Source organism: Neorhizobium sp. T25_13 (assembly GCF_002968675.1).
Taxonomy (GTDB): domain Bacteria; phylum Pseudomonadota; class Alphaproteobacteria; order Rhizobiales; family Rhizobiaceae; genus Neorhizobium; species Neorhizobium tomejilense.
Genome location: NZ_PVBI01000002.1, coordinates 585,390 through 610,089, shown reverse-complemented (window position 1 = coordinate 610,089; position 24,700 = coordinate 585,390). Strand labels below are relative to the sequence as shown.

The window sequence follows — 24,700 nt, the reverse complement described above, 5'->3', positions numbered from 1 at the left end:
GGTTCCTCACTTCTTTTCCATGACACATTGCAGCGGATGCTGGTGTTGCCGGGCGAAGTCCATGACCTGGGACACTTTGGTTTCCGCTACTTCATATGTAAATATTCCGCATTCCCCCACGCCGTGATTGTGGACGTGGAGCATGATACGCGTCGCTGCCTCCCTATCCTTCTGAAAGAAACGTTCCAGAATGTGGATGACGAATTCCATCGGCGTATAATCGTCATTCAGCAGCAGTACGCGGTAGAGATTGGGCTTCTTTGTTTTCGGCTTCGTGCGCGTGATGACCGAGGTACCGCGATTTGCGTTGTCTCCGTCGCCACCCTTTTCAGCTTGCATCAAGATCGGCAGTGCGATCATCTTCATTCATTCCCCAGTCATCCGGCGGGTTCGTCCGAATGGCCGAACGGCCGGACTTTAGTCTTCCTAACTTAGTTCATTGAACGCGGATTTTAAGCCCCCTTTGCGGCCACGCAATCACTATTACGCTAAAGAGATGATGGAACATGCCGAAAGTCGGGTATTTCCGCATTGGCATGAATCAAAAAGGCCGGCAGCGCTGAACGCCGCCGGCCTTCTATCGTGAAGGCGTCGCTTGGAGGGGCCGCTATGCGCGTTACGCCGCGTTTTTTGCGGCGACCACGGCGGTCGACTTGGCGACCGGCGCTTCGTAGGGCTTGTAGGCCGTCTTGGCGAGATCGGCATACATGTCGGTAATCTTGGTCGACTCAGCAATGAAGCCTTCATAAGCCGATTTCACGTACTTGGTCTGGAGTTCGAAAACCGCCTCGACACTGCGGGTGGAAGCGAGCGCCTCCACGAAACCCGCCATGTCCTGGAAGGACTTCTTGGAATAATCGGTCGTCTCGGTGGCGATCGCCTGAAAACCCTTGGCGATCTCGGAATAGCTCTTCAGCATGCCGTCCATCGCTTCCTTGCTCTTCTTGTTGGCTTCATCAAAGTTGATCATCGCCTGTCCCTTTTGTTCTATTCGGATTTGCTGATTGAAGGCGGCTCGCCGATAAAAGTCAAGGTGAATTGTGCAGCGCAAAATTACTTTTGGTTGCAACAGGATTCATGCAAATGCATAGATGGATTCAGGCTTCTGATTTTGCGAAGATATATCAGCGGATCACAGCCAGCCATGCAAAAACGTCGCAGCCATTTTCTTTCCCGGCGGTCGCTCCGCACGAATCAAAAAGCGGGCCTGTCAGCCCGCCTTGAAGTCGCGTGACCAGAACGATCAGAGATCGACCTCTAGGATCGCCATGGAAAAATTGTAAGAGCGGTCGCCATCCTCGTCATCGATATAGACGACGCCAAGAAACTCGTCACCGAGGTAGACTTCGGCCGAGTCGTCCTTGCGCGGACGCGCCTTGACGATCGCCTGCGGATTGATCACGCGCTTGAAATAGGCGTCGAGTTTTTTGATTTCGTCCGGTTTCACGTTTCTCTCCGTCAGCGGTTCTCGGTTTCGGCGCTTTTGGCATGGGACAAAGGCGAAAGTAAAGCCGCCAGAAGTAGCCTTTGCCGCTCTTTTGCGATGTTCCGTGGGGCTGATGTTCAGCGAACCCCAAACATCGGCAAGCGGCGGGCAAACGCAGACGAATCAGTCGTCGGCACCGAGAAGCTGGTCCATCAAGCGCGACGGTTCCGAACACCCAGCGCTCCCGACCACCTTTGCCGGCACGCCGGCGACGGTGGATTTCGGCGGTACGGCCTTCAGGACCACCGAACCCGCGGCGACGCGCGAGCATGACCCGACCTCGATATTGCCAAGGATCTTGGCGCCGGCGCCGATGAGGACGCCGTTGGCGATCTTCGGATGGCGGTCGGCGCCTTCCTTGCCGGTACCGCCGAGCGTCACCCCATGCAGGATCGAGACATTGTCGCCGATGACGGCAGTCTCGCCGACCACGAGGCCGGTGGCATGGTCGAGGAAGATGCCCTTGCCGATGCGGGCTGCCGGGTTGATGTCCGTCTGGAAGACGCTGGAGGAGCGGCTCTGCAGATAGAGCGCAAAATCGCGGCGGCCGCGGTTGAACAGCCAATGCGCCAGCCGGTGCGCCTGGATCGCGTGGAACCCCTTGAAATAGAGGACCGGCTCCATGAAACGCAGGCAGGCAGGATCGCGGTCGTAGACGGCCTGGATGTCGACGCGCATGATCGCGCCCCATTCCGGCCAGTCGGCCAGCATTTCCATGAAGGTCTGACGCAGAAGGACATCCGGAATATCCGCATGAGCGAGGCGCTCGCAGATGCGGTGCACGACGCATTCCTCGAGCGAGCGATGATTGAGCACGGCAGAATACAGAAATGCGGCGAGCAGCGGGTCCTGCTCGGTTGCCGCGCGCGCCTCCTGGCGCAACGTATCCCAGATGGGATCCATCGTTGCGACCTGCTCCTGGCGGATTTCAGTTCTTGCGGCCATCGCCGTCTCCTCGTTTGCCGTATGGCAGAGCTTTCCAAGGCCAGTATATAGAATAAGTTTACGCCGAGACCAATGGGCGCAAAATCGCATTCCGTTGATCGTAAGAATGAAGAAACCTACGGCCTTGCGGAGAGTTCCGCGTAGAAGTCGACAACCGCCTTCTTGAACACCCGGTCGCCGACCGCTAGCATGTGGTCGCGGCCGGGAATATCGAGGGCAATCGCGTGCGGCATCAAGGCGGCCAGCTCCTGCGCGGAACCGGCGATGTCGTCGGTGGTTCCGACCCCGATCAGCGTCGGCGCGTCGATCCGCCCCATGTCCGCGCGGGTCACCAGATCCCGCGAACCACGGATACAGGCGGCCAGGGCCTGCCTGTCGCTCTTCGTCTGGTCGGCAAAGGCGCGGAACATGCGGCCGCGGGCATGGCTGACGTCCTCGAGCGAAGGGGCGAGCAAGGCGTCGGCGATCGGGTCCCAATCCCCTACCCCGTCGGTCATGCCGATGCCGAGACCTCCCAGAACCAGGGAACGTACCCGATGCGGATGGGCGAGTGCGGAAAAGACCGAAATGCGTGCGCCCATCGAATAACCGAAGACATGCGCTTCCGGGATTCTCAAGTGATCGAGGAGCGCCATCGAATCCTCGGCCATCACCCATGGCCGATAGGCTTCCGGATCGCGCGGCTTGTCGCTTGCCCCATGCCCGCGATTGTCCATGGCAATCACCCTGTAACCCGCGTCGCCGAGCGTCTTCAGCCAGCCCGGATGCACCCAGTTGACCAGCGCGCTCGAGGCAAACCCGTGGATAAGCAGCACCGGATCGCCCGACGGATCGCCTTCGTCGAAATAGGCAAGATCGAGACCCTCGTGGGAAAACTTGGAGAAGGCAGGCGCGTTGAGATTCATCGGGGCAGTCCTCATTGACGCCGGGAACATAAGGGATGAGCCGCGGCGTTTGAACCCGTGCCCGATACGAAATCGACGCGCCTGCGGCGGTTTTCCCACTACACAATCGCCAAGCGGGCCGCTAATGTCCGGCGCAAATCAGACGCGCCGCATTCAAGTATCGGAGACCATCATGGCCGGGCACAGCATTCCCCACTTCCAGAACGACGGCGGGCATCGCTTGATCCAGATCGGCGTCAAGGAATTCATGTGCACCGGTGCCTCCGTTCCCTTCGACCATCCGCATATCTTCATCGACATGGGCGACGACAACGAGAAGGTCTGCTCCTATTGCTCGACCCTCTACCGCTACAATCCGTCGCTGAAGGCCGAACAGACCGACCCGCCGGGCTGCGTCTTCCACGTCAAGGCCGCCTGATCGGCATTCCGATATGCCCATTGAAAGAGTAGCGATCATCGGTGCCGGCATGGCCGGGCTGACGGCTGCGCTCGCCTTTGCCCGCCACGGTATAGCCTGCGACATTTTCGAGGAGGCACCCGCCCTGATCGAGGTCGGCGCCGGCCTGCAGATATCGCCGAACGCTTCGCACGTACTTTCCGAACTCGGCGTCCTGCCGGCGCTCGAAGCCGTTTGGACCGAGCCGGAGCGGATTGCGCTGGTTTCGGGGACATCGCTCAGACCGCTTGCGCATGTGCCGGCCGGGCGTTTCGCCCGCGAGCGCTGGGGTGCACCCTATGGGGTCCTGCATCGCGCCACGCTTCAACAGGCATTGCTTGCCGCGGTCGAACAGAACCCGCTCTGCAACATCCACCTGGATACGCCTGTCCGCAAGGATCCGCACGGGACGCTCGCGGGAATCACCGGCAGAACCTATCCCCTGATCGTCGGCGCCGACGGCGTCTGGTCCAATCTGCGCGCCGAGATACCGGACAGTCCGGAGCCCGATTTTTCGCGCAATGTCGCCTGGCGCTTCACGATTCCCGGCAGCGCCAGACCCGACTGGCTGGAGCCGGGCCAGGTCATCGCCTTTCTCGGGCCGTCGACCCATGCGGTTGCCTATCCGCTCAAGGAGATCGACGGGTTCAACATCGTCGCAATCGCCTCCGGCATCAGCCCCGGCAAGACCTGGGATGCGCAAGCCGGCGATGCGCAGCGACGCATGCTGCTCGGCCAGTTCCATCGCTGGGACCGGCGCATCGTTCAACTGATCGAAAGAGCCGAACAGCCGACCTTCTGGCCGCTTTACGAAGTGAGTGCCGGGCGCTGGCACAACAGTCGCGACATGGTGCTGATCGGCGATGCGGCGCATGCGATGATGCCGTTTGCGGCCCAGGGCGCATCGATGGCGATCGAGGACGCGTTCGTGCTCGCAAACCGGATCGCCGGTCCCCTGCCCCTTGCGCAGGCGCTGGCAGATTTCGAGAGCGAACGTACGGGGCGGATCGCCAAGGTTCGCTCCCGCGGCCTGTTCAACCGCTTCGCCTATCACGCCCGCGGCCCGATCCGGCTCGGCCGAGACATCGTCCTGTCGCTGCGTCCGCCGCAATCGCTCGCGGCGGATTTCGACTGGCTTTACGGCTTCAAGGCGAGGTGATCAGATCTCGGCCGCGGCCGCGAAGCCGATTGCCAGGTCCTTCTTGAGGTCCGCCACGTCTTCGAGGCCGATCTGCAGACGAATGACCGGGCCTTCCGGCGGCGCCTTGCGGATAGTGCGGTCAGACAGGTTGACCGGCACCGCGAGGCTCTCGTAACCGCCCCAGGAGTAACCGAGGCCGAAGAAGGTCAGCGCATCCAGGAAAGCGTGCGCCTTGGCTTTCGCCTTGTCGCCCTCCGCTTTCATCACGAAGGAGAAGACGCCGCTGGCGCCCTTGAAATCGCGTTTCCAGATCGCGTGGCCCGGAAAGCTCGGCAGTGCCGGGTGCAGGACACGCGCGACGTCATCGCGGCCCTCCAGCCATGTGGCGATATCGAGCGCGCTCTTCTGATGATGTTCGAGACGCACGCCCATGGTGCGCAGGCCGCGCAGGATCTGGTAGGAATCGTCCGGTGAGCCGCAGATGCCCAGTGCAAGGCGGGCTTCCTCGAGCTTCGGCCAGTGCTTGGCGTTGGCCGACACCGAACCCATGATGATGTCCGAGTGGCCGGACGGATATTTCGTCGTCGCATGGATCGACACGTCGGCGCCGAAATCGAGCGGGCGGAAATAAAGCGGCGTCGCCCAGGTATTGTCCATCGTGACGACGCAATCGTGCCGGTGAGCCACCTCTGCGATCGCCCTGATATCCTGCATTTCCATGGTGTTGGAGCCCGGCGCTTCTGTATGGATAAGCTTGGTGTTCGGCTTGATCAGCGCTTCGATGCCGGCGCCGATTTCCGGATCGTAATACTCGACGGTGACGCCGAGGCGCGTCAGCATCGTGTTGCAGAAATGACGGCATGGCGCATAGACGGAATCGACGATCAGCGCATGGTCGCCGGCCGAGAGATAGGCAAGAAACGGCACCGAAATCGCTGCCAGTCCCGAGGGAACGAGGATAGTGCCGGCCGAGCCTTCCAATTCGTCGAGTGCTGCGCAGAGCGCATCGGTCGTCGGCGTGCTGCGGGTTCCGTAGGTGTATTTCTGGGCCCGCTTCTCCATCGTTGCCGCGTCGGGAAACAACACGGTCGAAGCGTGAACGACCGGCGGATTGACGAAACCGTGGTAGTCGGACGGGTCGTTGCCCATATGGGCGAGACGCGTGTTGGGGCCAGCGCCGGTGAACAGGGACTCGTTCGTCTTTTTCATGTCGGGGAGAGCTTTCGTTGGCAATTGAGGCGCAAAGTTTTGCCGCCGGAGCAAGGCCCGGTCAACCCCGCGAAAGGAGCCTGAAGCAGAGACATCAGGTCGCCTGCCACATCACGGAAAACGCACCTCTTTTGATCACGCGCTGCCCAAACTTTAAGTAAATGAACGTTTTCTGAGCCGGGTTAACGAATTTACCTCATTTCAGACGCAATTCGAAAAGGCGACACTTGACCCTGCGTTGTTTTGCGAATGAGATAGCGGCGCCTGCACCGGGAGGGTTCGCGGGCGGCCGGCCGTATTCGATAAGACAGGGGAGCGGCTCGGTTCCATCAAGTCACAGAAAACCACAGATAAAGGTTGGGAAAATGAAAAAGACGCTTCTGTCAGCCGCGATTGGCGCAGCGGTCCTTGGCTTCGCATCGGCGGCATCGGCCGCCACGCTTGATACCGTCAAGTCCAAGGGTTTCGTTCAGTGCGTCGTCAACACCGGTCTCGCCGGCTTTGCCGCACCGGACGCATCGGGCAACTGGTCCGGCTTCGACGTTGACTACTGCAAGGCCCTTGCTGCTGCCCTTTTTAATGACGCAACGAAGACCAAATACACCCCGACCACCTCGCAGACCCGCTTCACGGCACTGCAGTCGGGCGAAGGCGACGTCCTCTTCCGCAATACGACCTGGACGATCAACCGCGACACCGCGCTCGGCTTCAACTTCCGTACCGTCAATTATTACGACGGTCAGGGCTTCATGGTACCGAAGAGCCTCAACGTGAAGTCGGCTCTGGAGCTTTCCGGCGCTGCCGTCTGCGTTCAGTCCGGCACCACCACCGAGCTTAACCTCGCCGACTTTTTCAAGGCCAACAAGCTCGAATACAAGCCGGTCGTCTACGAAAAGCTGCCGGAAGTGAACCAGGCCTACCAGGAAGGCCGTTGCGACGTTTACACGACCGACCAGTCCGGCCTCTATTCGCTGCGCCTGTCGCTTTCGAACCCGGATGAGCACATCATTCTGCCGGAAATCATCTCCAAGGAGCCGCTCGGCCCGGCCGTTCGCCAGGGCGACGACCAGTGGTTCGACATCGTTTCGTGGACGCATTACGCGCTGGTGCAGGCTGAAGAATTCGGCATCACCAAGGCAAATGTCGACGACATCCGCAAGTCCTCCACCAACCCGGACGTCCGCCGCTTCCTCGGCATCGAGAAGGATACCAAGATCGGTACCGACCTCGGCCTGACCAACGACTGGGCCTACAACATCATCAAGGCCGTCGGTAACTACGGCGAAGTGTTCGAACGCAACATCGGCCAGAACACCCCCCTCAAGATCCAGCGTGGCCTGAACGCGCTCTGGACCAAGGGCGGCCTGCAATACGCTCCGCCGGTTCGGTAATCGGCCAGACCAAGACCGGATAAGGCGGCCGCTGCCGCCTTATCCCCCGGCATAAAAAGAAAAACGCATAAAAAGAAAAAGACCTCAAAAATGAGGTCACAGGGGAAAAGGCCAGCATGACAGATCACGCTGCAATTGCGCCTTCCGAAGCGCGAACTCTCAGATCCTACGTTTACGACCCCAAGATCCGGGGTATTTTTTTCCAGGTCCTCACGCTCGTCATCGTCGTCGGCATCGGCTGGTGGATTTTCGACAACACCGTCACCAACCTTGCGCGTTCCGGTACCGCTTCCGGGTACCAGTTCCTGAAAGGCCGCGCCGGTTTCGACATCGGCGCCTCGCTGATCGACTATTCAAGCGATTCGCCCTACGGGCGCGCCATCCTCGTCGGTTTCCTCAATACGATCCTGGTGGCATTCTTCGGCATCATCACCGCCACGACCATCGGCTTCATCATCGGTATCGGCCGTCTTTCGAAGAACTGGCTGATCGCGAAACTCTGCACCGTCTATGTGGAAGTCTTCCGCAACATTCCGGTGCTGCTGATCATCTTCTTCTGGTACAAGGGCGTGCTTTCGTCACTGCCGCAGGTTCGGGACTCGCTCAAGCTGCCGCTCGGCATGGTGCTCAACAACCGTGGCCTCGCCTTCCCGAGACCCGTCTGGGGTGATACCGCATGGGTCATCCCCATCGCGCTGCTGGTCGCCATCGTTGCGACTTTCTTCGTCGCGCGCTGGGCAAAACAGCGGCAGATGCGCACCGGCAAGCAGTTCCACACGATCTGGACGGCAATCGGGCTGATTGTCGGCCTGCCGGTCCTCGCCTTCCTTGCCGTCGGCGCTCCGCTGACGTTCGATGTCCCGATCGCCGGCCGCTTCAACCTGTCGGGCGGATCCGTGATTGCGCCGGAATTCGTGGCTCTCTACCTGGCCCTGTCCTTCTATACGGCCTCGTTCATCGCCGAGACGATCCGAGCCGGCATCCGGGCCGTCGCCAAGGGGCAAAGCGAAGCGGCGGCAGCACTCGGATTGCAGCCCGCCACCACGACCCGCCTCGTCGTCGTGCCGCAGGCGATGCGCGTCATCATCCCGCCGCTGACCAGCCAATATCTCAACCTGACGAAAAACTCGTCGCTCGGCATTGCCGTGGGCTTTCCGGAACTGGTCGCCACCGGCGGCACGACGATGAACCAGACCGGACAGGCGATCGAAGTGGTGTCGATCTGGCTCGTCGTTTATCTCAGCATCAGTATCACGACCTCGCTGTTCATGAACTGGTTCAACGCCAAAATGGCCCTGGTGGAGAGGTAAGATCATGAACGCGAAAAACCTTGCCTATGTCCGCCCGGAAATGCTCGCCCCCGCCCCCGCTCCGCTCAGCACCAGGAGCGCCTCGGGCTGGATCCGCATCAACCTTCTGGCCACACCGAAAGACGCCGCGCTGACGATCCTTGCGGTTGCCCTCCTGGTCTGGATCCTGCCGGGCATGATCAACTGGCTGTTCGTCCAGGCGGCGTGGTTCGGGACCGACCGCTCGTTCTGCACCACCGCCGTGCAGGGCGGCATCAAGCCGAACGGCTGGAGCGGCGCCTGCTGGGCGTTTGTCGGCGACCGTTTCCAGCAATTCATGTTCGGGCGTTATCCGATCGACGAGCGCTGGCGGCCGATGCTGGTGGCGATCCTGTTCATCGCCCTTCTCGTGCCGGTCCTGATGCCGAAGCTGCCTCGCAAGGGCCTGAATGCCCTGCTGCTCTTCGTCGGCCTGCCGATTGTCTCATTCTTCCTGCTGCATGGCGGCGTGTTCGGGCTCCAGAAGGTCGAAACCCCGCTCTGGGGCGGCCTGATGGTGACGCTGATCCTGTCCTTCGTCGGCATCGCCGTCTCGCTTCCCGTCGGCATCCTGCTGGCGCTCGGGCGACGCTCGACGATGCCGGTGATCCGGGTCATCTGCGTCAGCTTCATCGAGGTCATCCGCGGCGTGCCGCTGATCACGGTTCTGTTCATGGCGAACGTGATGCTGCCGCTCTTCCTGCCGACCGGCTACACGATCGACAACTTCCTGCGGGCGCTGGTAGGCGTGGCGATCTTCGCCTCCGCTTATATGGCCGAGGTGGTTCGCGGCGGCCTGCAGGCCATCCCGAAGGGGCAGTTCGAAGGCGCCGATTCGCTCGGCCTCAGCTACTGGCAGAAGATCCGGCTGATCATCATGCCGCAGGCGCTGAAACTGGTCATCCCGGGCATCGTCAACACCTTCATCGGTCTTTTCAAGGACACGTCGCTGGTGTCGATCATCGGCATGTTCGACCTTCTCGGGATCGTACAGCTGAACTTCACCGACACGACCTGGATCAGCCCCGTCACGCCGATCACGGGCCTCATCTTCGCAGGCTTCATCTTCTGGCTGTTCTGCTTCGGCATGTCGCGCTACTCCGCCTTCATGGAGCGGCACCTCGACACCAACCTGAAGCGATAGCCGACCTGACGCTGTGCCTAGCTACAAACGATAACTAAGGGGATATAAATGGCAGACGCCCAACCCAAAAAAATGACCGTCTCGGCTACCGACGTTGCCGTCGAAATCATCGGCATGAACAAGTGGTACGGCGATTTCCACGTGCTGCGCGACATCAACCTGAAGGTGATGAAGGGCGAACGCATCGTCATCGCAGGCCCGTCCGGCTCCGGCAAATCGACGATGATCCGCTGCATCAACCGCCTTGAGGAACACCAGGCCGGCAACATCATCGTCGATGGCATCGAGCTCACCAACGACCTGAAGAAGATCGACGAAGTGCGCCGCGAAGTTGGCATGGTGTTCCAGCACTTCAACCTCTTCCCGCACCTGACGATCCTGGAAAACTGCACGCTTGCGCCGATCTGGGTCCGCAAGATGCCGAAGAAGCAGGCGGAAGAGATCGCCATGCATTATCTCGCCCGCGTCAAGATCCCGGAACAGGCCCATAAATATCCGGGCCAGCTCTCCGGCGGCCAGCAGCAGCGCGTGGCGATCGCCCGCTCGCTCTGCATGAAACCGAAGATCATGCTGTTCGACGAGCCGACCTCGGCGCTCGACCCGGAAATGGTCAAGGAAGTGCTGGATACGATGGTGAGCCTTGCGGAAGAAGGCATGACCATGCTGTGCGTCACCCACGAAATGGGCTTTGCCCGCCAGGTCGCACATCGGGTGATCTTCATGGACCAGGGCCAGATCGTCGAACAGAACTCGCCGGCGGAATTCTTCGACAACCCGCAGCACGAGCGCACGAGGCTCTTCCTGAGCCAGATCCTGCACTGACAGCTTTACAGGATGGGCACGCAATCATGGGGCGCTTCGGCGCCCCATTTCCGTTTTACCAGCGGTTCGTTTCACCAGCGGAAGGAATAACGAGCATTGACGCTGGTGACCGGTTCGGGCGCATCCGAGGTGCGGTCGAGCGCGCCGCTGACCGTCATGTACCGGCCGAGCATCTTCTCGACGGCGACGCCTGCTCCGAGCGTGCGAAACCCGTCGCTGCCGCTTGCCCGCCCGACCAGCGCCGTGCTGCTTGGGCTATGCGACAGGCGAACCGACTGGCTCGCATCAAGGCCGAGCCATTCTCCCGAGGCGCCGTCATACCGCAGGCCGTAGCTGCTGCGCCTCTCGATATCGATCGTCGGCGTGGCGATTTCCTTTTCGTAATAATTCATGGTGATCCCGGCGCTGCCGGTATTGCCGTCGAGATCGACACCGACGCCGCGGTTCAACTGATAGGCCGGCGTCTGGATCTTTTCCGCCGTGAAATTGCTCCAGAACTTGATGGGCGTATCCAGCGGAGTTCCGCTAGTCGACGTATCGACGCCCATCGACACGCCGGCCTCGGTTTCGAGCCGGGTCGGCAGCTTGAGGCCGAGCTTGACGGAGTAGCTGGTGTCGGAACTGCGGATCGGGTTCCAGATCAGTGGGGTGTCTTCCGCAAACCCCGGACCGGCCGTCAAAAAACACGCAAGCGCCAAAACCGCGCCAGCGGACGATATCCTTTTCATATGAATCCCACTCGAAGCTCAAACAAGCAAAGGGTCCGGGCAGTTCGAGCTGCCCGAATGAAAACCATTTCAATGTGTTGGAGGCGTTTTCCGAGGGCCATGGCCGCTCAATCGCCGATCTGTCTTCCGCTCGCGTGTCGCTACGGAACCGACAACGCCCACTATACGAAACAATGCGGCAATTCCGAATCCTCAATGCGGCAAGAATGGGGTTTCGTGGGCTCGGCCACTTCGGGCGGCGACGGCGGGCGGTTTCAGGTGTTATTCAAAACGCTCGTCTATGTGTTCCACCGACGCCGATATGACATTGTCGATGACGACGTGGGACAGAAGCATCGGCCCCACCGCCCAAAGCGCTCGCATATGATCGGTATCCTCATGTCGGCGATGTGCTTCCTCGCTGGTGAAGGCCTCCGCGAGCAGGATCTTATCGGGATGATCCGGCATCGGGACCAGTTCGATGTAAAGGCAATCGGGGTCGAGCCGGCTTTTCTCCAGATGATCACGCGCCGTCTCGAGATATTGCTCGCGCTTGCCGGGCTTGGTTGTGAAAAATCCGATGATGCATTTCATCTTCCCCTCCCAAGGCAGAGCCGCGCCGACCGGCGACGGGTCGGAGATACGGCGGCTTGGAGTATAGGCACACACAGCTCAGGAACAAATCGCATGGCATCGCGTTCAAGGCGGCATCTTATCAAGCGGAGAGCGAACAGATGAACCTCAAGCTCGCATTGGGCGTGGCACTTGGCCTGGCCTGCATACCGATGGCGGCCGAAGCCCGGTCGGATTTGCGGCTCTACGGAGCCGTGCCTGTGGAAAGCAGCCCTCAGCTCATGCAGGCCTACAACAGGGCGCTGGAGCGATGCCTCCCCGAAGCTGATCTGGCAGAGGCCGGAGCGATCGCTGAGGCCAGCCTGCCTGCGGTGCGGCTGCGGGGTTGTCTGTATCGCAAAGGGTTCTTCTACCGGGGCGTCTATGCATACCCGGTAGGTGTGTCTGTTTACCGCATCCGGTAGTCGCAGGGATCAGCTGGAAGGGTTCGGTCCAAAAGTGTCACCCATGTCTTAGGTGCGTTTTGTTACCTATGTGTCCGGTATGGACCCATATCAAGCTTGGCGACCCCTGCAGGACTCGAACCTGCGACCTGCTGCTTAGAAGGCAGCTGCTCTATCCAGTTGAGCTAAGGGGCCGATCTCGGCAGCGGCGCTCGGGAAAGCCCGAGCGGCTCAAAAATCAATGCGTCCAGGGCTGGGTGCGGCTGAAGCGGAAATTGTCGGTGTAGGAAACGGTCTGGCGATTCGGATCCTTCGGCTGGATGACGCGGTATTCGATGCCTTCGCGCTTGGCATAGGCTTCCGCCTGTTCCTGGCTTTCGAACGTCAGCCGAACCTGCTGCTTCATGTCGCCGGAGGATGTGTAGCCAAGGATCGGATCGATGCGGCGTGGCTGTTCCTGGTCGAATTCCAGCACCCAGAGATGGGTCTTGGCCTTGCCGGACTGCATGGCGGTCTTTGCGGGACGATAGATCTTGGCGGCCATTCCTGTAACGCTCCATGGAATGGAACGGAAGGAGCCTCACCTAAAAGCGTGGTCGGAGTGGAGAGATTCGAACTCCCGACCCTCTGGTCCCAAACCAGCGACCAGTACGCTCCAGGTGACGCTACACTCCATTCCAACGTTCCGGAAACGTCGGTTGATCCCCGTTCGTTCCCGTGTATTTCCGTTGTTTCGGTGGCGGCTCGGTGGCGGTAAATCCGCTCTCAAAACGCCGACCGAAACGGTTGTCCTTCAATGCCCCGACTCCCCCCGCAAGTCAAGCAGCGTCGGCCTCGGCGAGCTGGCGGTCACGCCTTGTCACCGATCCCACTCGGGGCTTGCGGCTGAAGGCCTTGTTGACGGGTGAGTATTCACCTGGGATCACGTGCTTGTATAGTGCGATACCGACCCCGAGCAGGGTTACCGTGGTGAGCAGGACCGCGAAGCTTAACATATGGGAAAATCCCGACGATGCTGCGCTCACGCGTTTTCCTCCAGCTAACAGTGGATCGCATCTCGAACTGCGAATTCGAGAATTGATTAGCGACGGAGCCGGAGAGATTTTCCAGTACGCAACGGTCACCGTTTGCGTAACAACACGCGCCGGCGGCCGGTTGTGGTACGGCGGCAACGTCGCCAGAATGCGGGTTGAACAGGCAAAGGTAGCTCTGCGCGATCGTGGCTCCGTGTAGTGGCCGGACGGCGCTCCGGACTTCAATCGGCACTTGGCGAAGAACACTCCGTATCCAGGCTGGTTCGAGGATTGGAAGGCGAAGCAAATGACTAATGAGGACACTGGCCCGGCGGCTTTGCGGGAGATCTACCTCCGTTATCTGGAATGCCTCAATCGGCAGGCATGGAGCGAACTTGGAGAGTTCGTCCGCGACGACGCCGTACACAATGGCCGCGCTTTCGGACTGAAAGGCTATTGCGAGATGCTGATCAAGGATTATGAGGACATTCCCGACCTATATTTTAGCGCGTCGCTCGTGGTCTGCGAGCCGCCGATGATCGCGGCCCGCCTGGAATTCACATGTTCACCACGAGGAGTATTCCTCGGCTTGCCCGTCAACGGCCGCACGATCTCGTTCGCGGAGCACGTCACCTATGAGTTCGAGGGTTCGAAGATTGTGAAGGTCTGGTCGATCCTCGACAAGTCGGCGGTTGAACTGCAAATCGCCGGCTGACAATGGCGGGCGGCTGTCGCGCTTCGAAGAACCAACAATCTGGGTTTACAGCTGACGGTGGCTTGATGTCTGCGACCAACGTGCTTTCGTTGCCGTCCAGCCGGTCATCGGCGTGACGGCGAAGACCTTCGGCACTATCGCCAGCCTGCACGGGCGGGGATGCCGCCTCGGCGTTCCCTACTCCATCGACCCCGTCGGGGCCAATTTCAGACCTGCCCGGGATTTGCGGGAGAAATCCGCGGCGGCGGTTCGACCATGTAGTGCCGCTCGCCGCGCCGGCAAAGATAGACCTCGCGCTCGGGATTGGCCTCGATCGTGAAGCCGGAACTGCGCAGCATCGCGTCCATCGCCGCCTTGTTGGGAATGAACCAGTTGGTCGGATCCGCGGCGTAACGCTCCTCGACGAAAAACAGCTTTGGGTAATCCGGCCAGTCGAAGACCGCCCATTCGGAAAACTCGTAATTCTCCTGGAGATTCGGAGCCCGTTCGTCGCCGCGCTGCAGGCATTGGAAGAGCATCCGGTCCGCGACCACGTGCTCGTGGAGAAGGTCGAGCGCCAGCAGCGGATGGCGCAGATGATAGAGCACTCCCATGAAGATCACGAGGTCGAATTTTTCGCAGAGCTGGCCGACGTCATAGACGGACATCTGCCTGAACTCGATGTCGAGGCCGGATTGTTCGGCAGCAAACCGCGCCTGGGCGAGGTAGCGCGGATCGGAATCGATGCCGACGACGCGCCCGGCATGCCGCCGCTTCATCTCCAGGGAATAGAAGCCGGCATTGCAGCCGATATCGAGGACGCTACGGCCTTCGAGATCGTCGGGGATGACATGCTGGAAACCGCGCCACTTGAAGGCCGGATAATCGCCGAGGAAATGATCCGGCGCCGTCTGCACGCCGCCGATCTCCATGTTGTGGAACCAGGGCCCGAGCTCGGCGATCCGCCGTCGCAGATCCTCGCGCGTTCTCCCTCTTCCCGCATCCATCGTCAAACCCTCATGCCCATATCGGGAGAGACCGGCTGGGTCCGGACAGTGCCACGGCGCGGCTTCCTCTCCGCATCGCTCCCGACCGTGGCGATGAACCAGTCCGCTGTGTGGCGCAATCCCTCCCGCAGCGGCACCTTCGGCTCCCAGCCGAGCAGTTCCTGTGCCCGCGAAATATCCGGCCGGCGGCGCTGAGGATCGTCCTGCGGAAGCGGTTTGCGGACCATTTTCGAAACCGTCGGCACCATGGCGAGCACCAGGGCGGCGAGTTCGTTGATGGTGAACTCCCCGGGATTGCCGAGGTTGACAGGCGCCTGCGGATTGGGATCCACATCCATCAGCGCCATCAGGCCGGCGACGAGATCGCTGACGAAGCAGAAGGAGCGTGTCTGTTCGCCGGTGCCATAGATCGTCAGCGGCTTGCCGGAGATCGCCTGGACCAGAAGGTTGGAGATGATCCGGCCGTCATGGGGCTGCATGCGCGGACCGTAGGTGTTGAAGATGCGCGCCACCCGGGCATCCACCCTTGCGCTCCGGAGCAGGTCGAAGCAGAGGGCCTCCGCCGCGCGCTTGCCTTCGTCGTAGCAGGCCCGCGGGCCGATGCAGTTGACGTTGCCGCGGTAGTCCTCGCGCTGCGGATGCTCGGCCGGGTCGCCATAGACCTCGCTGGTCGAGGCCTGCAGGAAGCTGGCACCGTGCTGCTCGGCAAGCGACAGGAGATTGCCGGTGCCGCTGACGCAGGTCATCATCGTGTGGACGGGATCGGCCTGATATTGCGGCGGAGAGGCGGCGCAGGCGAGGTTGTAGACCTGGTCCAGCGGCTCGTCGATGCGGTCGAACTCGCAGATATCCGCCTCGATCAGCCGGAATTCCGGATGGTTCAGCAGCGGACGGACATTGTCCTTGGAACCGGTAATATAGCTGTCCACGCAAATCACCCGATCACCGCGGGCAAGCAGGGCATCGCAAAGATGCGAGCCCACGAAGCCGGCCCCTCCGGCAACAAGAACGGTTCTGCTTTTTCCGTTTCGGGTTCTTTGAAGCATTGAGGCACTCCTTAGGCTGACAGGGATTGGATCATCGGTTCGGGGCGTGCGGATCGTTCGGGCAGGTGTTCGAGGGCGGCGGCGAGCTGGCGGGCACGGGCAAGGCCGGTATGGTCTTTCAGGACGCGAGCCTTGGCGGCATCCGCCAGGGATCTGCGAGCCTCCTCGCCGATCTCGGTCAGCGCCGTCACCACGTCCTCCGGCTGCCTCGCGACGATGAGGGCTTCACTGTGAGGCAGAACCTCGTCGAGGCCGCGCCAGAAGTCGCTGACGATCGGCGTGCCGCAGGCGGCGGCCTCGAAGAGGCGAACGCTCGGAGACCAGCCGGCGGCGATCATGTCGGCCCGCGTGACGTTCAGCGTAAACCGCTGCCGGCTGTAGAACCTCGCATGCTCGCTTGGCGGAAGATGCTCGATACGCTGCACGTTAGCGGGCCAGGCGATGTCCGCGGGATATTGCGGGCCGGCCACCACGAAGCGTAAGTGCGGCAACCGCCTTGCCGGTTCGATCAGTAGCCTTTCGAGCGTCGGCTGGCGGTCGGCACTGAATGTGCCGAGATAACCAAGATCCCACCGGAAAGTTTCACCGGTATTTCGGTACCGGCCCACATCGACCGAACAATAAAGGGCCTCGGCTTTCCTGGCTCCGAAACGTCGCTCGAGCCGCGTCAGGACCTCGCCGCCCGAGAAGGAAAAATAGGTGTCGAAGACCGGGATTTGCCGGAGAGCCAGATATTCCTCGTCCGCCCTTTCGAGCTTGGCAAGCGTCACCGGCGTATCGATATCGTAGAAACACAAAAGTCTCGGCTGAAGGTCCGCCACCGCATCGATGACGCTCACGCCGTCGGGCACATAGGAGCCGATGATGACGGCGTCGGCGCGCCGGATGCGGTGGGCGTAGGCGTCGATCATTCGGCTGACGTCGGAATAGTAGGCGAGTTCGCAGAAATCGGGATCGGCAAGGTCGCGCTGGTTCGCATACCAGGGAACATCGCGCTCCAGGAACAACACGCGGTGCCCGGCAGCCTTCAGCCCCCGGATCAGCGCCCGGAAGGTCGTGGCATGGCCGTTGCCCCATGAGGACGACAGCGACAGTCCGAGGAAAACGATGTCTAGCCGCTTCGTCATTCGGCCGCCTCCATGCGAGCGCCGGCCTGGGCGCGGAGGATCGCATCCACCTCGTCTGCGCGGTGGGTGTAAGTGTGTTCGGAAAGCACCCGGGCCAACGCCCTCTTTCCGATTGCCTTTGCCCTCTCCGGCGTCAGGCCGGACAGGATCTCCGCCACGTCCTGACCGTCGCGGGCGACCAGAACCTCCTCATCGGGCTTGAGAAAAAGGTCGATGCCTTCCCAATAATCGGTGATCAGGCACGCTTCGGCACCGGCCGCCTCGAACACCCGCGTCGCCGGAGAAAAGCCGTTTTCCGCCATGCTGGAGCGGGAAATGTTCAGGACGGTCTTCGGCGCCGCGTTGAAGGCGTTGTGATCGCGAGTGGAGACGTGGCCGATGGAGCGCACGTTGCCGCTCATCGACTTGTCTTGCCAGCCGGAACCGCCGAGCAGAAACGTCTGCCGGGGCAATCGTGCGGCAGGTTCCAAAAAGAACTGTTCGACACGCGCCTCGCGGTCCGGCAGACGATTGCCGAGAAACCCGAGATCGGCGTTGAAACGCGGCTGTGCCGGCACCGGATGATGGGTTTCAGGATCGAGCGCGTTATAGACCGGAACGCAATTGGCTGCCCCGAGGGCACGATAGGCGTCCACGACGGGGTCGCCGCCGCCGTAGGTCAGGACGAGGTCGGTCTTGCCGAGAGCCTGGCGAAGCGGATGCCCGGGCGCGGCCCGCAGTTCGGCAAGCGTCGCCGGCGCGTCCACGTCCCAGAAGATCTTCAGCGCCGTCGGCCGGACGTTGCGAAGGACCTCTTCGAGCAGGAGGTCGTCTTCAAAACCGACCCCGCTTGTCTTGACGACGATGTCGGCCTCCGCCGCCCTCACCGTGACGGCCTTCAACGCGTCGACGGTGCCCTGGTAAACGACGACCCTGCACCAGTCCGGCGGGTCGATATCGCGGTTCTTCTGGCGGTCGTAGACATCCGGTTCGTAGAAGGTGATGTCGTAGCCTTTTTGCGCCAGGGCCCGCAGGAGGCCGCGGTAGTAGGTGGCGGCGCCGTTCCAGTAGGCGGAGACGAGGCTCGATCCGTAAAAGGCGATCTTCATTCGGCTGCCTCCCTTGCTGCCAGTTTGCCGGTAACCCGTTCGGTGCCGCATTGGCTGAGGATGAAGAGCAGTTCATCGACGCGGTGGCGACAGGTGTGGCGGGCGCGGATGGTTGCCAGACCGGAGGCGGTCAGGGATTCCGCCAGATTCGGATCGGACAGAACATCGCGCAGCAGACGCGTCATCTGCTCGCCATTGCGGGCGACCAGGTAATCGGTCTCCGGGCGAAAGAGATTTTCGGCGTCGTTCCAGGGGGCCGAGATCAGCGGGATGCCGCAGGCCAGCGCCTCGAAGACACGGATCGTCGGAATGCCCGGCAGGTTTTCGACATAGGGCCGTCGCGGAATATGCACGGTCGCTTTATGCCGTGCGAACGCGAGCGGTGCCTCGGCATTGGCAATCCAGCCGCCATAGGCGATCCCGGCCTGGCTGAGTTCTTCCAGCGCGTGTTCCGGATAGCGGACTCCGCGCACCGTCGCGTCGAGCTTCAGCGCCTTGGCGGGGCGAATGAGAAACTCCATGATCTCCGCGGACCGTTCGTCGTCACCCCAGTTGCCGATCCAGATGAGATCGCCCGTCTTGGCAATGTCCGGCCGCGGATGGAACAGCGTGTCGTCTGCAGCCTCATGCCAGGTGAAGACGGCCCTGCCCCAGCCCGCCTTGAGATATCGCTGCCGCAACGTCTCGCCGAAAGCCAGAACCGCGTCGTAGTCGGCAAGCCGCAGACCGGCTATATCGCTTTCGGCCGAAACGGCGCGGTGATGCGTATCGTGGAAGATCAGCGTGAACCTGCCGCCGTTGCGCCGGATCCTTCCAATCCGTTCCACAAGCTCCGGCTCGGTCCATTCGTGGACAACGACCACATCGGCGTCGGCGATCGCGGCCTCGTGGTCGAAATCCCCGTCATAGATCTGCGCCGTGAGCTCGGGAAATGTCTCACGGAACTTCTGGACGGCGACAGGCCCCTGCTCCTTCAGGAGGTTGGCACGACTCCAGGAATCCTGCGGCTCCAGCGCAAGCGCCTCATGGCCGCGGCGGATCAGGTGGCGCATGACGCCTCGAAGAAAATGGGCGTTTCCGTGATTCCAGTCGGAAATCAGGGAATGGGTGTAAAAAATGAACTTCATGATCACTCCGCTGCGGTGCGTGCGTGGTGGTTCGCCGGCAGGAGCCGGTCATAAATCTGCATGACCGCTGCGACCTGCGCATCCGGCGTGTAGTGACGAGCCCGGGAAAGCGCGGCTTCTGCCAGTTCATCCCGCAACCGCGTATTCCGGGAAAGGCGGTTGATAGCCCTGGCGAATGCCTGCGGGTCGTGAGGATCGGCAAACAGGGCCCCGCGATCCCAGAGCTCCCGATAGGTCGGGATATCGGCCAACACCAAGGCGCTTCGGCTGCGGGCCGCTTCCAAAGCTGCCAAGCCGAACGGTTCATAAATGGAAGGCGATGCGACGATTGCGGCGCGGCCCATCAGCATCATGGTTTCGTCGTGGGAAAGCTCACCTCGCCATTGGACATTTTCGAGCGGCAGATATTGCCCGTTCGGCCCGCGGTTCGCGCCCGCCATGACCACCGGCCAGTCGAGGTGCTTGGCTGCGGCATCCAGCACAGCGCCGTTCTTTCCGTCGTCCCACCAGCGGCCGGCGGCGAAGACGAAATCCTCTTTCGGGCCGCGCGGATGCTCGACCAGGCTTGCATTGCGGACGACCTGCAATCCGGCAATCGGTCCGTAGGCCTGTTGCAACGCCGCCGCATGGCTACGGCTCGGCGCAAGCACCACGTCCCCACGATCGAACCCTTGCCGGTTGAGGCGAAACTGCCACTGCCAGTCATTGGGCACCGCGTGGCCGCGAACGGCGGCAAACCAGGTGACGACGCAGGAATGGGACATGGCCACCACCGGTATCTCGATCGCCAATCCCGCCGCCTGGGATGGGAGGTTGAGATGGACGAGGTCGATGCCTTCCCGCTCCGCGAGATTTGCGATGAGGTCCGGAACAGGTCTCAGCTCCGCCTCGTCTTCGGCCATCCAGTCGAGCGGGGCGTCGAGCCAGACCAGCTTTCCGATTGCCTCCGCCTCGCGTGTCTGTTCGACCGATGGCCCAGGCCCCAGACCGGCGAAGACGACGTCGACCCCGTTCGATCGCAGACCCGAAGCGAGGTCGAGCGCGTATCGCCAGACGCCGCCGACGGCGTCGAGCGTCATCAGCAGCCGACGGCTGCCGACACGATTGTCACGCCCCGTCATGCCCGCACCTTCTGCTTCTGCCGAGGACGCGAGCGGCCACCGAAGCGGTTGTCAGCCAGCCATTCGCCAAGGTGCCGCAGGCCGCTCTGCCAGCGCACCCGTGCCTGCCAGCCGAGCTGGCGTTCCAGCTTTCGCGTGTCTGCGACGAAATAATACTGGTCGCCGGCGCGCCAGTCGCCGAAGCCGGTTTCCAGCGGATGCCCGGCAAGCTTCTCGATCTCTTCGAGGACGGCCAGAATGCTGACGGCGTTCAGCGGCCCGCCGCCGAGATTGAAGACTTCGCCCTTGACCTCAGCGATGTTGGAAAGCACCGCCCGGTAGGCCTGGACAGCATCGTCGGCATGCAGGATGTCGCGCACCTGCTTGCCGTTGCCGTAAATGGAGATCGGCTCCCCCGACAGGGCGCGGATCAGGAAATGTGCCACCCAGCCCTGGTCTTCGGTTCCGAACTGCCGCGGCCCGTAGATGCAGCTCATGCGCAGAACCGCGGTCGGGATCGAATAGGATTTGGCGTAGTCGAGCACATATTGGTCCGCCACGCCCTTCGAGCAGCCGTAGGGCGTGCAGAAATCGAGCGGCCTGTCCTCGCCGATGCCATGTGACCGCACGCCTTCGTGCGCCGGAATGTAGCGATCCTCCACCTCCAGCATCTTCAGATCGTCGAGCGCTCCGTAAACCTTGTTGGTGCTGGCGAAGATCACCGGGGCGTTCTTTCCGGCCTTTCGCACGGCTTCCAGGACGTTGATCGTTCCCCGCGCATTCGCTTCGAAATCGTCGATCGGATGGGCAAGGCTGGTGGTGACCGCAGTCTGCGCGGCGAAATGAAAGACCGCCTTGGCATCGCTGAAGGCCGCTTCGATGCTGCGCAGGTCCCGCACGTCGGCAAGCACCGGGTGGACCCGCTTGCCGTGGCGCTCGGTCAGCCAGGCAAGGTTCTGATCGACGCCGGGCCGGCTGAGATTGTCGAGGATCACCACGTCCTCGCCTTCCTGCAGAAAACTATCGGCGAGGTTGGAACCTATGAAGCCGCTGCCTCCGGTGACCACGACAGGCGCCGCACCGGCCGAAAGGTTCGGAGCCGCAAGTTGCGTCACGTCCTCGAGACGCGAGACGCCGCCTTCCATCAGCAGTCGGGCAAGCAGTTTCGGCTGATAATCATGGGTGACGGCGCCGAGATGATAATGCCGCGGATCGAACCACAACCCCTCCTGCACCGGCACGTCCGGCGGCACGTCGCACCAGGAATACCAGTACATGCGATCGGCTGGCACGGAGAGCGCCTTTACGAAACGCCGGGCCTGCTCCATCTCGTCGCTGCGCCAGGTGGAGTAACCCGTTTCGGTGATCCAGACTTCGGCATTTGCATTATAGCGGTCGAGGATTTTGCGCATCTCGCCGAGATGCATGTCCCAGCCGCCCCAGGTACCGGTCTCGCTGTCCCAGGTGCCTGGAAAACCATGGAAACCGACGGCGTCCACGACATTCAAAACACCCCGTTCGCCCATCAGGTTCAGCCAATAGGGATCGAACGGGCACGGGCCGCCAAGCACCGGCTTCCAGCCCCGATGCTTTGCCCAATAGGCAGCCCCGCCCACCATTTCGCAGAACAGCAGGAAGTCGCCGTCGTCGCGCCAATCCCAGTCCAGCAGGTTGTTGGGCTCGTTCCACAGTTCGATGTGACTGAAATGTTTGCCGTAGCGGGTCAGCACGTGATCGACGAAATCCGCATAGGATTTGAGATCGCGCGGCGCGCCGGAGGACCGGCCGGTCCGCGACATCGAAGGCGGCGTGTAATGGATGCAGGGCAGAAGATCGATCTGGCTGCCGAGGCGCGGGATCAGCCAGTCGAACCACTCTTCGCCACCGGGTGCAAGATATTCCGCCCAAGAGAGATGGGTGCGCAGATAGCCGGCACCGCTTGCGAGGATGTTCGGCAGCAACTGCTCGGTCCGATCGAACTCGCCCGGGCGGAACCACTCGACGAAACCATAGGACTTGCGACGGACAGGGTCTGCGGGGAACGGGACGGTTGGGTTCATGATACAAGCCCCCGGTCTTCCAGTTGCCGCTTCATTTCGGCACCCCGATCGACGGCGCCCGTGCTGCGGACCCATTCGGCGAACGGCTCCAGCGAGTTCTCCAGACGATATCCGGGCTCGAAGCCCAGGAGTTCGCGGGCCTTGGAGATATCGGCAAAGCAGTTGCGGATATCGCCGGAACGGGCCTTGTTCATGATATCAGGGGCGATGTCCGGAACGCCCATCGCCTCCGCCAGCAAGGTTGCCACCTCCGCGATCGTATAGGCCTGTCCGCTGCCGATGTTGATGACATGGCCGGGGGCGTTCGGCTTTTCGAGCGCCAGCCTGAATGCCCGGGCGACATCGCGCACATGGACGAAATCGCGGCGCTGCTGGCCGTCCTCGAAGATCATCGGTGGCTGGCCGTTGGCGAGCCGGGACGCGAAATTGGCGAGCACGCCGGTATAGGGGTTGGAAAGCGCCTGCCCGGCGCCGAAGACGTTGAACAGCCGCAGTGCCACCGCCTCGACCCCATAGGCCTCGCCGAAAATAAGCACCTGCTTTTCCTGCGCATATTTCGTCAGCGCATAGATCGAGGCGAGGTCGACCGGCTTTTCCTCGTCCGTGGCGATCGGTATCAGCGCCCTTCCATCGGGAGAGAGGGGATCCCACTGACCGATCCTGATCCGCTCCGGCTTCCGCCGGATGAAGCCGAGCTGGTCTCCATCGGCTGTCCGGTAACGCCCCTCGCCATAGACGCTCATGGACGAGGCCACCACGATCCTCCTGATGGGCCTGCCGATCATGGCTTCGAGGAGGACCGCCGTACCGAGGTCGTTTCCACCGACATAACGGGCGATCTCGTACATCGACTGGCCGACCCCGACCTCGGCAGCGAGATGGATGACGCCGTCTACGCCCTCTAGTGCTTTTTCGACTGCCGACTTGTCTCTGACGTCGCCGCGGAAGACTTCCGCCGCATCGGGCACGGACGCTTCCGCGTCGCCGTGAACCTGATCGATCAGCGCATCGAGAATGCGTACGTCGTAGGCATTTTCCAGAAGTTCTTCAGTCACATGACGGCCGATAAAGCCGCAACCACCAGTTACAAGAATCGTTGCCATCGGATGTCCTAAATGTATGGAACATGGATTTCGATGGTCGCCGAACAGCAGTCGGGAACAAAAGTTCCTTCATCAATGACATCTTTGTCATCTATGACTTCATCAATGACATCATCCCCAGCGGCCGGAACCGCGCGCGGAGTCTCCGGTTAGGAGAAAAATGGACGCGCCATGACGGGATAGAGATGTGACCGATCAGGAAAAAGAAAAGACCCGGGCCCCCAATGTCCCCCGGAAGGGCCAGGCGGTCTCCGCAGTTCTCGACCGTAATATCAATGCGCTGATCCAGCGCCGGGCCGCAGACCAGAAGACGATGTCGCGGCAGGAGCGCCTTGCGCAAGCGATGACGAACTTTGCCGGCAGCATGCCCTTCGTTTACCTTCATGCGCTGGTCTTCGGTCTCTGGATCCTCGTTAACGTCGGATGGCTGCCGGTGATGCCCGCCTTCGACCCGTCGCTTGTGATCCTCGCCATGGTGGCTTCGGTCGAGGCGATTTTCATTTCGACCTTCGTGCTGATCAGCCAGAACCGCATGGCGCTCGAGGACGATAAACGCGCGGACCTCAGCCTCCAGATATCGCTTCTCAACGAACACGAGACGACGAAGCTGATCGCCATGGTGTCGGCAATCGCCGACAGGCTCGGCATCGAAACCGAGGTCGAACAGCATGAAATCGAGGAGATGAAACAGAACGTACCGCCCGAAGTGGTCATGGAAGAGATCGAGCGGCAAGCTGACCGCTGATGCAGCTTCATCTTCTATGACTTCATCTTCTTCAACTTCTTCCGGAACTCTGCCGCGGGT

General features: G+C 61.4%; 27 protein-coding genes and 2 tRNA genes. 9 read left to right on the top strand and 20 right to left on the bottom strand.

What is annotated here, in order from left to right; all coding sequences use genetic code 11:
* Positions 1-6: 6 nt before the first annotated feature.
* From clpS to C5J22_RS06575, 5 genes are all read right to left on the bottom strand, one after another.
* Positions 7-360, bottom strand: coding sequence for an ATP-dependent Clp protease adapter ClpS (gene clpS / locus C5J22_RS06595; RefSeq protein WP_007758328.1), 354 nt, complete (start codon positions 358-360; stop codon positions 7-9).
* Positions 361-616: 256 nt separating this feature from the next.
* On the bottom strand, positions 617-970 hold the full coding sequence (locus tag C5J22_RS06590; RefSeq protein ID WP_105437597.1) for a phasin family protein: 354 nt from the start codon (positions 968-970) through the stop codon (positions 617-619).
* Positions 971-1,243: 273 nt separating this feature from the next.
* Positions 1,244-1,447 carry a DUF3126 family protein gene (locus C5J22_RS06585; protein WP_037088580.1) on the bottom strand — a complete coding sequence of 68 codons (204 nt, stop codon included), beginning with the start codon at positions 1,445-1,447 and terminating at the stop codon, positions 1,244-1,246.
* Positions 1,448-1,609: 162 nt separating this feature from the next.
* Positions 1,610-2,431 (bottom strand): serine O-acetyltransferase, encoded by an 822-nt coding sequence (gene cysE, locus C5J22_RS06580; RefSeq protein ID WP_046637726.1) that lies wholly within the window; start codon positions 2,429-2,431, stop codon positions 1,610-1,612.
* A 116-nt stretch (positions 2,432-2,547) separates the two neighbouring features.
* Positions 2,548-3,336: an alpha/beta fold hydrolase gene (locus tag C5J22_RS06575; RefSeq protein WP_105437596.1), complete on the bottom strand. Its 789-nt coding sequence runs from the start codon at positions 3,334-3,336 to the stop codon at positions 2,548-2,550.
* Between the two features lie 172 nt (positions 3,337-3,508).
* On the opposite strand from C5J22_RS06575, the gene C5J22_RS06570 reads away from it, so the two are divergent.
* Both C5J22_RS06570 and C5J22_RS06565 read left to right on the top strand, forming a co-directional pair.
* Positions 3,509-3,754: a zinc-finger domain-containing protein gene (locus C5J22_RS06570; protein WP_007758304.1), complete on the top strand. Its 246-nt coding sequence runs from the start codon at positions 3,509-3,511 to the stop codon at positions 3,752-3,754.
* Between the two features lie 13 nt (positions 3,755-3,767).
* The gene (locus tag C5J22_RS06565; RefSeq protein WP_105437595.1) at positions 3,768-4,931 is read left to right on the top strand and encodes an FAD-dependent monooxygenase; all 1,164 of its coding nucleotides are present in this window, start codon (positions 3,768-3,770) and stop codon (positions 4,929-4,931) included.
* Here the strand turns inward: C5J22_RS06565 and C5J22_RS06560 are convergent, their stop codons facing one another.
* Positions 4,932-6,122, bottom strand: coding sequence for a cystathionine beta-lyase (locus tag C5J22_RS06560; protein ID WP_105437594.1), 1,191 nt, complete (start codon positions 6,120-6,122; stop codon positions 4,932-4,934).
* Between the two features lie 365 nt (positions 6,123-6,487).
* On the opposite strand from C5J22_RS06560, the gene C5J22_RS06555 reads away from it, so the two are divergent.
* From C5J22_RS06555 to C5J22_RS06540, 4 genes are all read left to right on the top strand, one after another.
* Positions 6,488-7,513, top strand: coding sequence for an amino acid ABC transporter substrate-binding protein (locus C5J22_RS06555; protein WP_105416381.1), 1,026 nt, complete (start codon positions 6,488-6,490; stop codon positions 7,511-7,513).
* A 116-nt stretch (positions 7,514-7,629) separates the two neighbouring features.
* Positions 7,630-8,823, top strand: coding sequence for an amino acid ABC transporter permease (locus C5J22_RS06550; protein WP_105437593.1), 1,194 nt, complete (start codon positions 7,630-7,632; stop codon positions 8,821-8,823).
* Positions 8,824-8,827: 4 nt separating this feature from the next.
* Positions 8,828-9,985, top strand: coding sequence for an amino acid ABC transporter permease (locus C5J22_RS06545; protein WP_105437592.1), 1,158 nt, complete (start codon positions 8,828-8,830; stop codon positions 9,983-9,985).
* A 48-nt stretch (positions 9,986-10,033) separates the two neighbouring features.
* The gene (locus C5J22_RS06540; protein WP_046637733.1) at positions 10,034-10,807 is read left to right on the top strand and encodes an amino acid ABC transporter ATP-binding protein; all 774 of its coding nucleotides are present in this window, start codon (positions 10,034-10,036) and stop codon (positions 10,805-10,807) included.
* A 71-nt stretch (positions 10,808-10,878) separates the two neighbouring features.
* Here C5J22_RS06540 and C5J22_RS06535 read toward each other — a convergent pair whose 3' ends face one another.
* Positions 10,879-11,535 carry a hypothetical protein gene (locus tag C5J22_RS06535; protein ID WP_172746542.1) on the bottom strand — a complete coding sequence of 219 codons (657 nt, stop codon included), beginning with the start codon at positions 11,533-11,535 and terminating at the stop codon, positions 10,879-10,881.
* A 261-nt stretch (positions 11,536-11,796) separates the two neighbouring features.
* Positions 11,797-12,108, bottom strand: coding sequence for a putative quinol monooxygenase (locus tag C5J22_RS06530; protein WP_105437590.1), 312 nt, complete (start codon positions 12,106-12,108; stop codon positions 11,797-11,799).
* Positions 12,109-12,248: 140 nt separating this feature from the next.
* Here C5J22_RS06530 and C5J22_RS06525 point away from each other — a divergent pair, with 140 nt between their 5' ends.
* On the top strand, positions 12,249-12,551 hold the full coding sequence (locus tag C5J22_RS06525; RefSeq protein ID WP_105437669.1) for a hypothetical protein: 303 nt from the start codon (positions 12,249-12,251) through the stop codon (positions 12,549-12,551).
* A 97-nt stretch (positions 12,552-12,648) separates the two neighbouring features.
* Here the strand turns inward: C5J22_RS06525 and C5J22_RS06520 are convergent.
* The 4 genes from C5J22_RS06520 to C5J22_RS31060 all read right to left on the bottom strand — a co-directional run bounded on the left by C5J22_RS06520 (position 12,649) and on the right by C5J22_RS31060 (position 13,555).
* A tRNA-Arg gene (locus C5J22_RS06520) sits at positions 12,649-12,725 on the bottom strand.
* 43 nt (positions 12,726-12,768) lie between these two features.
* Positions 12,769-13,074 (bottom strand): ETC complex I subunit, encoded by a 306-nt coding sequence (locus C5J22_RS06515; RefSeq protein WP_105437589.1) that lies wholly within the window; start codon positions 13,072-13,074, stop codon positions 12,769-12,771.
* Positions 13,075-13,123: 49 nt separating this feature from the next.
* Positions 13,124-13,205: transfer RNA gene (locus tag C5J22_RS06510), tRNA-Pro, on the bottom strand.
* 143 nt (positions 13,206-13,348) lie between these two features.
* A complete protein-coding gene (locus tag C5J22_RS31060) occupies positions 13,349-13,555 on the bottom strand; it encodes a hypothetical protein (RefSeq protein ID WP_172746541.1) in 207 nt (68 codons plus the stop codon).
* A gap of 295 nt (positions 13,556-13,850) precedes the next feature.
* On the opposite strand from C5J22_RS31060, the gene C5J22_RS06505 reads away from it, so the two are divergent.
* A complete protein-coding gene (locus C5J22_RS06505) occupies positions 13,851-14,258 on the top strand; it encodes an ester cyclase (protein WP_105437588.1) in 408 nt (135 codons plus the stop codon).
* 206 nt (positions 14,259-14,464) lie between these two features.
* Here C5J22_RS06505 and C5J22_RS06500 read toward each other — a convergent pair whose 3' ends face one another.
* Genes C5J22_RS06500 through C5J22_RS06465 form a run of 8 tightly spaced genes read right to left on the bottom strand, consistent with a single transcriptional unit; the run spans position 14,465 to position 23,895 of the window.
* Entirely contained in the window at positions 14,465-15,244 is a 780-nt protein-coding gene (locus C5J22_RS06500; RefSeq protein WP_105437587.1) for a TIGR04290 family methyltransferase, read from the bottom strand.
* 2 nt (positions 15,245-15,246) lie between these two features.
* The gene (locus tag C5J22_RS06495) at positions 15,247-16,290 is read right to left on the bottom strand and encodes a UDP-glucuronic acid decarboxylase family protein (RefSeq protein ID WP_105437586.1); all 1,044 of its coding nucleotides are present in this window, start codon (positions 16,288-16,290) and stop codon (positions 15,247-15,249) included.
* 11 nt (positions 16,291-16,301) lie between these two features.
* Positions 16,302-17,417, bottom strand: coding sequence for a glycosyltransferase (locus C5J22_RS06490; protein ID WP_105437585.1), 1,116 nt, complete (start codon positions 17,415-17,417; stop codon positions 16,302-16,304).
* Positions 17,414-18,505 (bottom strand): glycosyltransferase, encoded by a 1,092-nt coding sequence (locus C5J22_RS06485; RefSeq protein ID WP_105437584.1) that lies wholly within the window; start codon positions 18,503-18,505, stop codon positions 17,414-17,416. The genes C5J22_RS06490 and C5J22_RS06485 overlap by 4 nt, the downstream gene beginning before the upstream one ends.
* Entirely contained in the window at positions 18,502-19,632 is a 1,131-nt protein-coding gene (locus C5J22_RS06480) for a glycosyltransferase (RefSeq protein WP_105437583.1), read from the bottom strand. Before C5J22_RS06480 ends, C5J22_RS06485 begins: the two co-directional genes overlap by 4 nt.
* A gap of 2 nt (positions 19,633-19,634) precedes the next feature.
* Entirely contained in the window at positions 19,635-20,753 is a 1,119-nt protein-coding gene (locus C5J22_RS06475) for a glycosyltransferase family 4 protein (protein WP_245440306.1), read from the bottom strand.
* Complete coding sequence (locus C5J22_RS06470) at positions 20,750-22,792, bottom strand: SDR family NAD(P)-dependent oxidoreductase (RefSeq protein WP_105437582.1); 2,043 nt, start codon at positions 22,790-22,792, stop codon at positions 20,750-20,752. The genes C5J22_RS06475 and C5J22_RS06470 overlap by 4 nt, the downstream gene beginning before the upstream one ends.
* Positions 22,789-23,895, bottom strand: a complete 1,107-nt coding sequence (locus C5J22_RS06465; RefSeq protein WP_105437581.1) for an NAD(P)-dependent oxidoreductase — start codon at positions 23,893-23,895, stop codon at positions 22,789-22,791. Before C5J22_RS06465 ends, C5J22_RS06470 begins: the two co-directional genes overlap by 4 nt.
* A gap of 187 nt (positions 23,896-24,082) precedes the next feature.
* Between C5J22_RS06465 and C5J22_RS06460 the strand changes: the two genes are divergently transcribed.
* The gene (locus tag C5J22_RS06460) at positions 24,083-24,640 is read left to right on the top strand and encodes a DUF1003 domain-containing protein (RefSeq protein WP_105437580.1); all 558 of its coding nucleotides are present in this window, start codon (positions 24,083-24,085) and stop codon (positions 24,638-24,640) included.
* Positions 24,641-24,700: the final 60 nt, after the last annotated feature.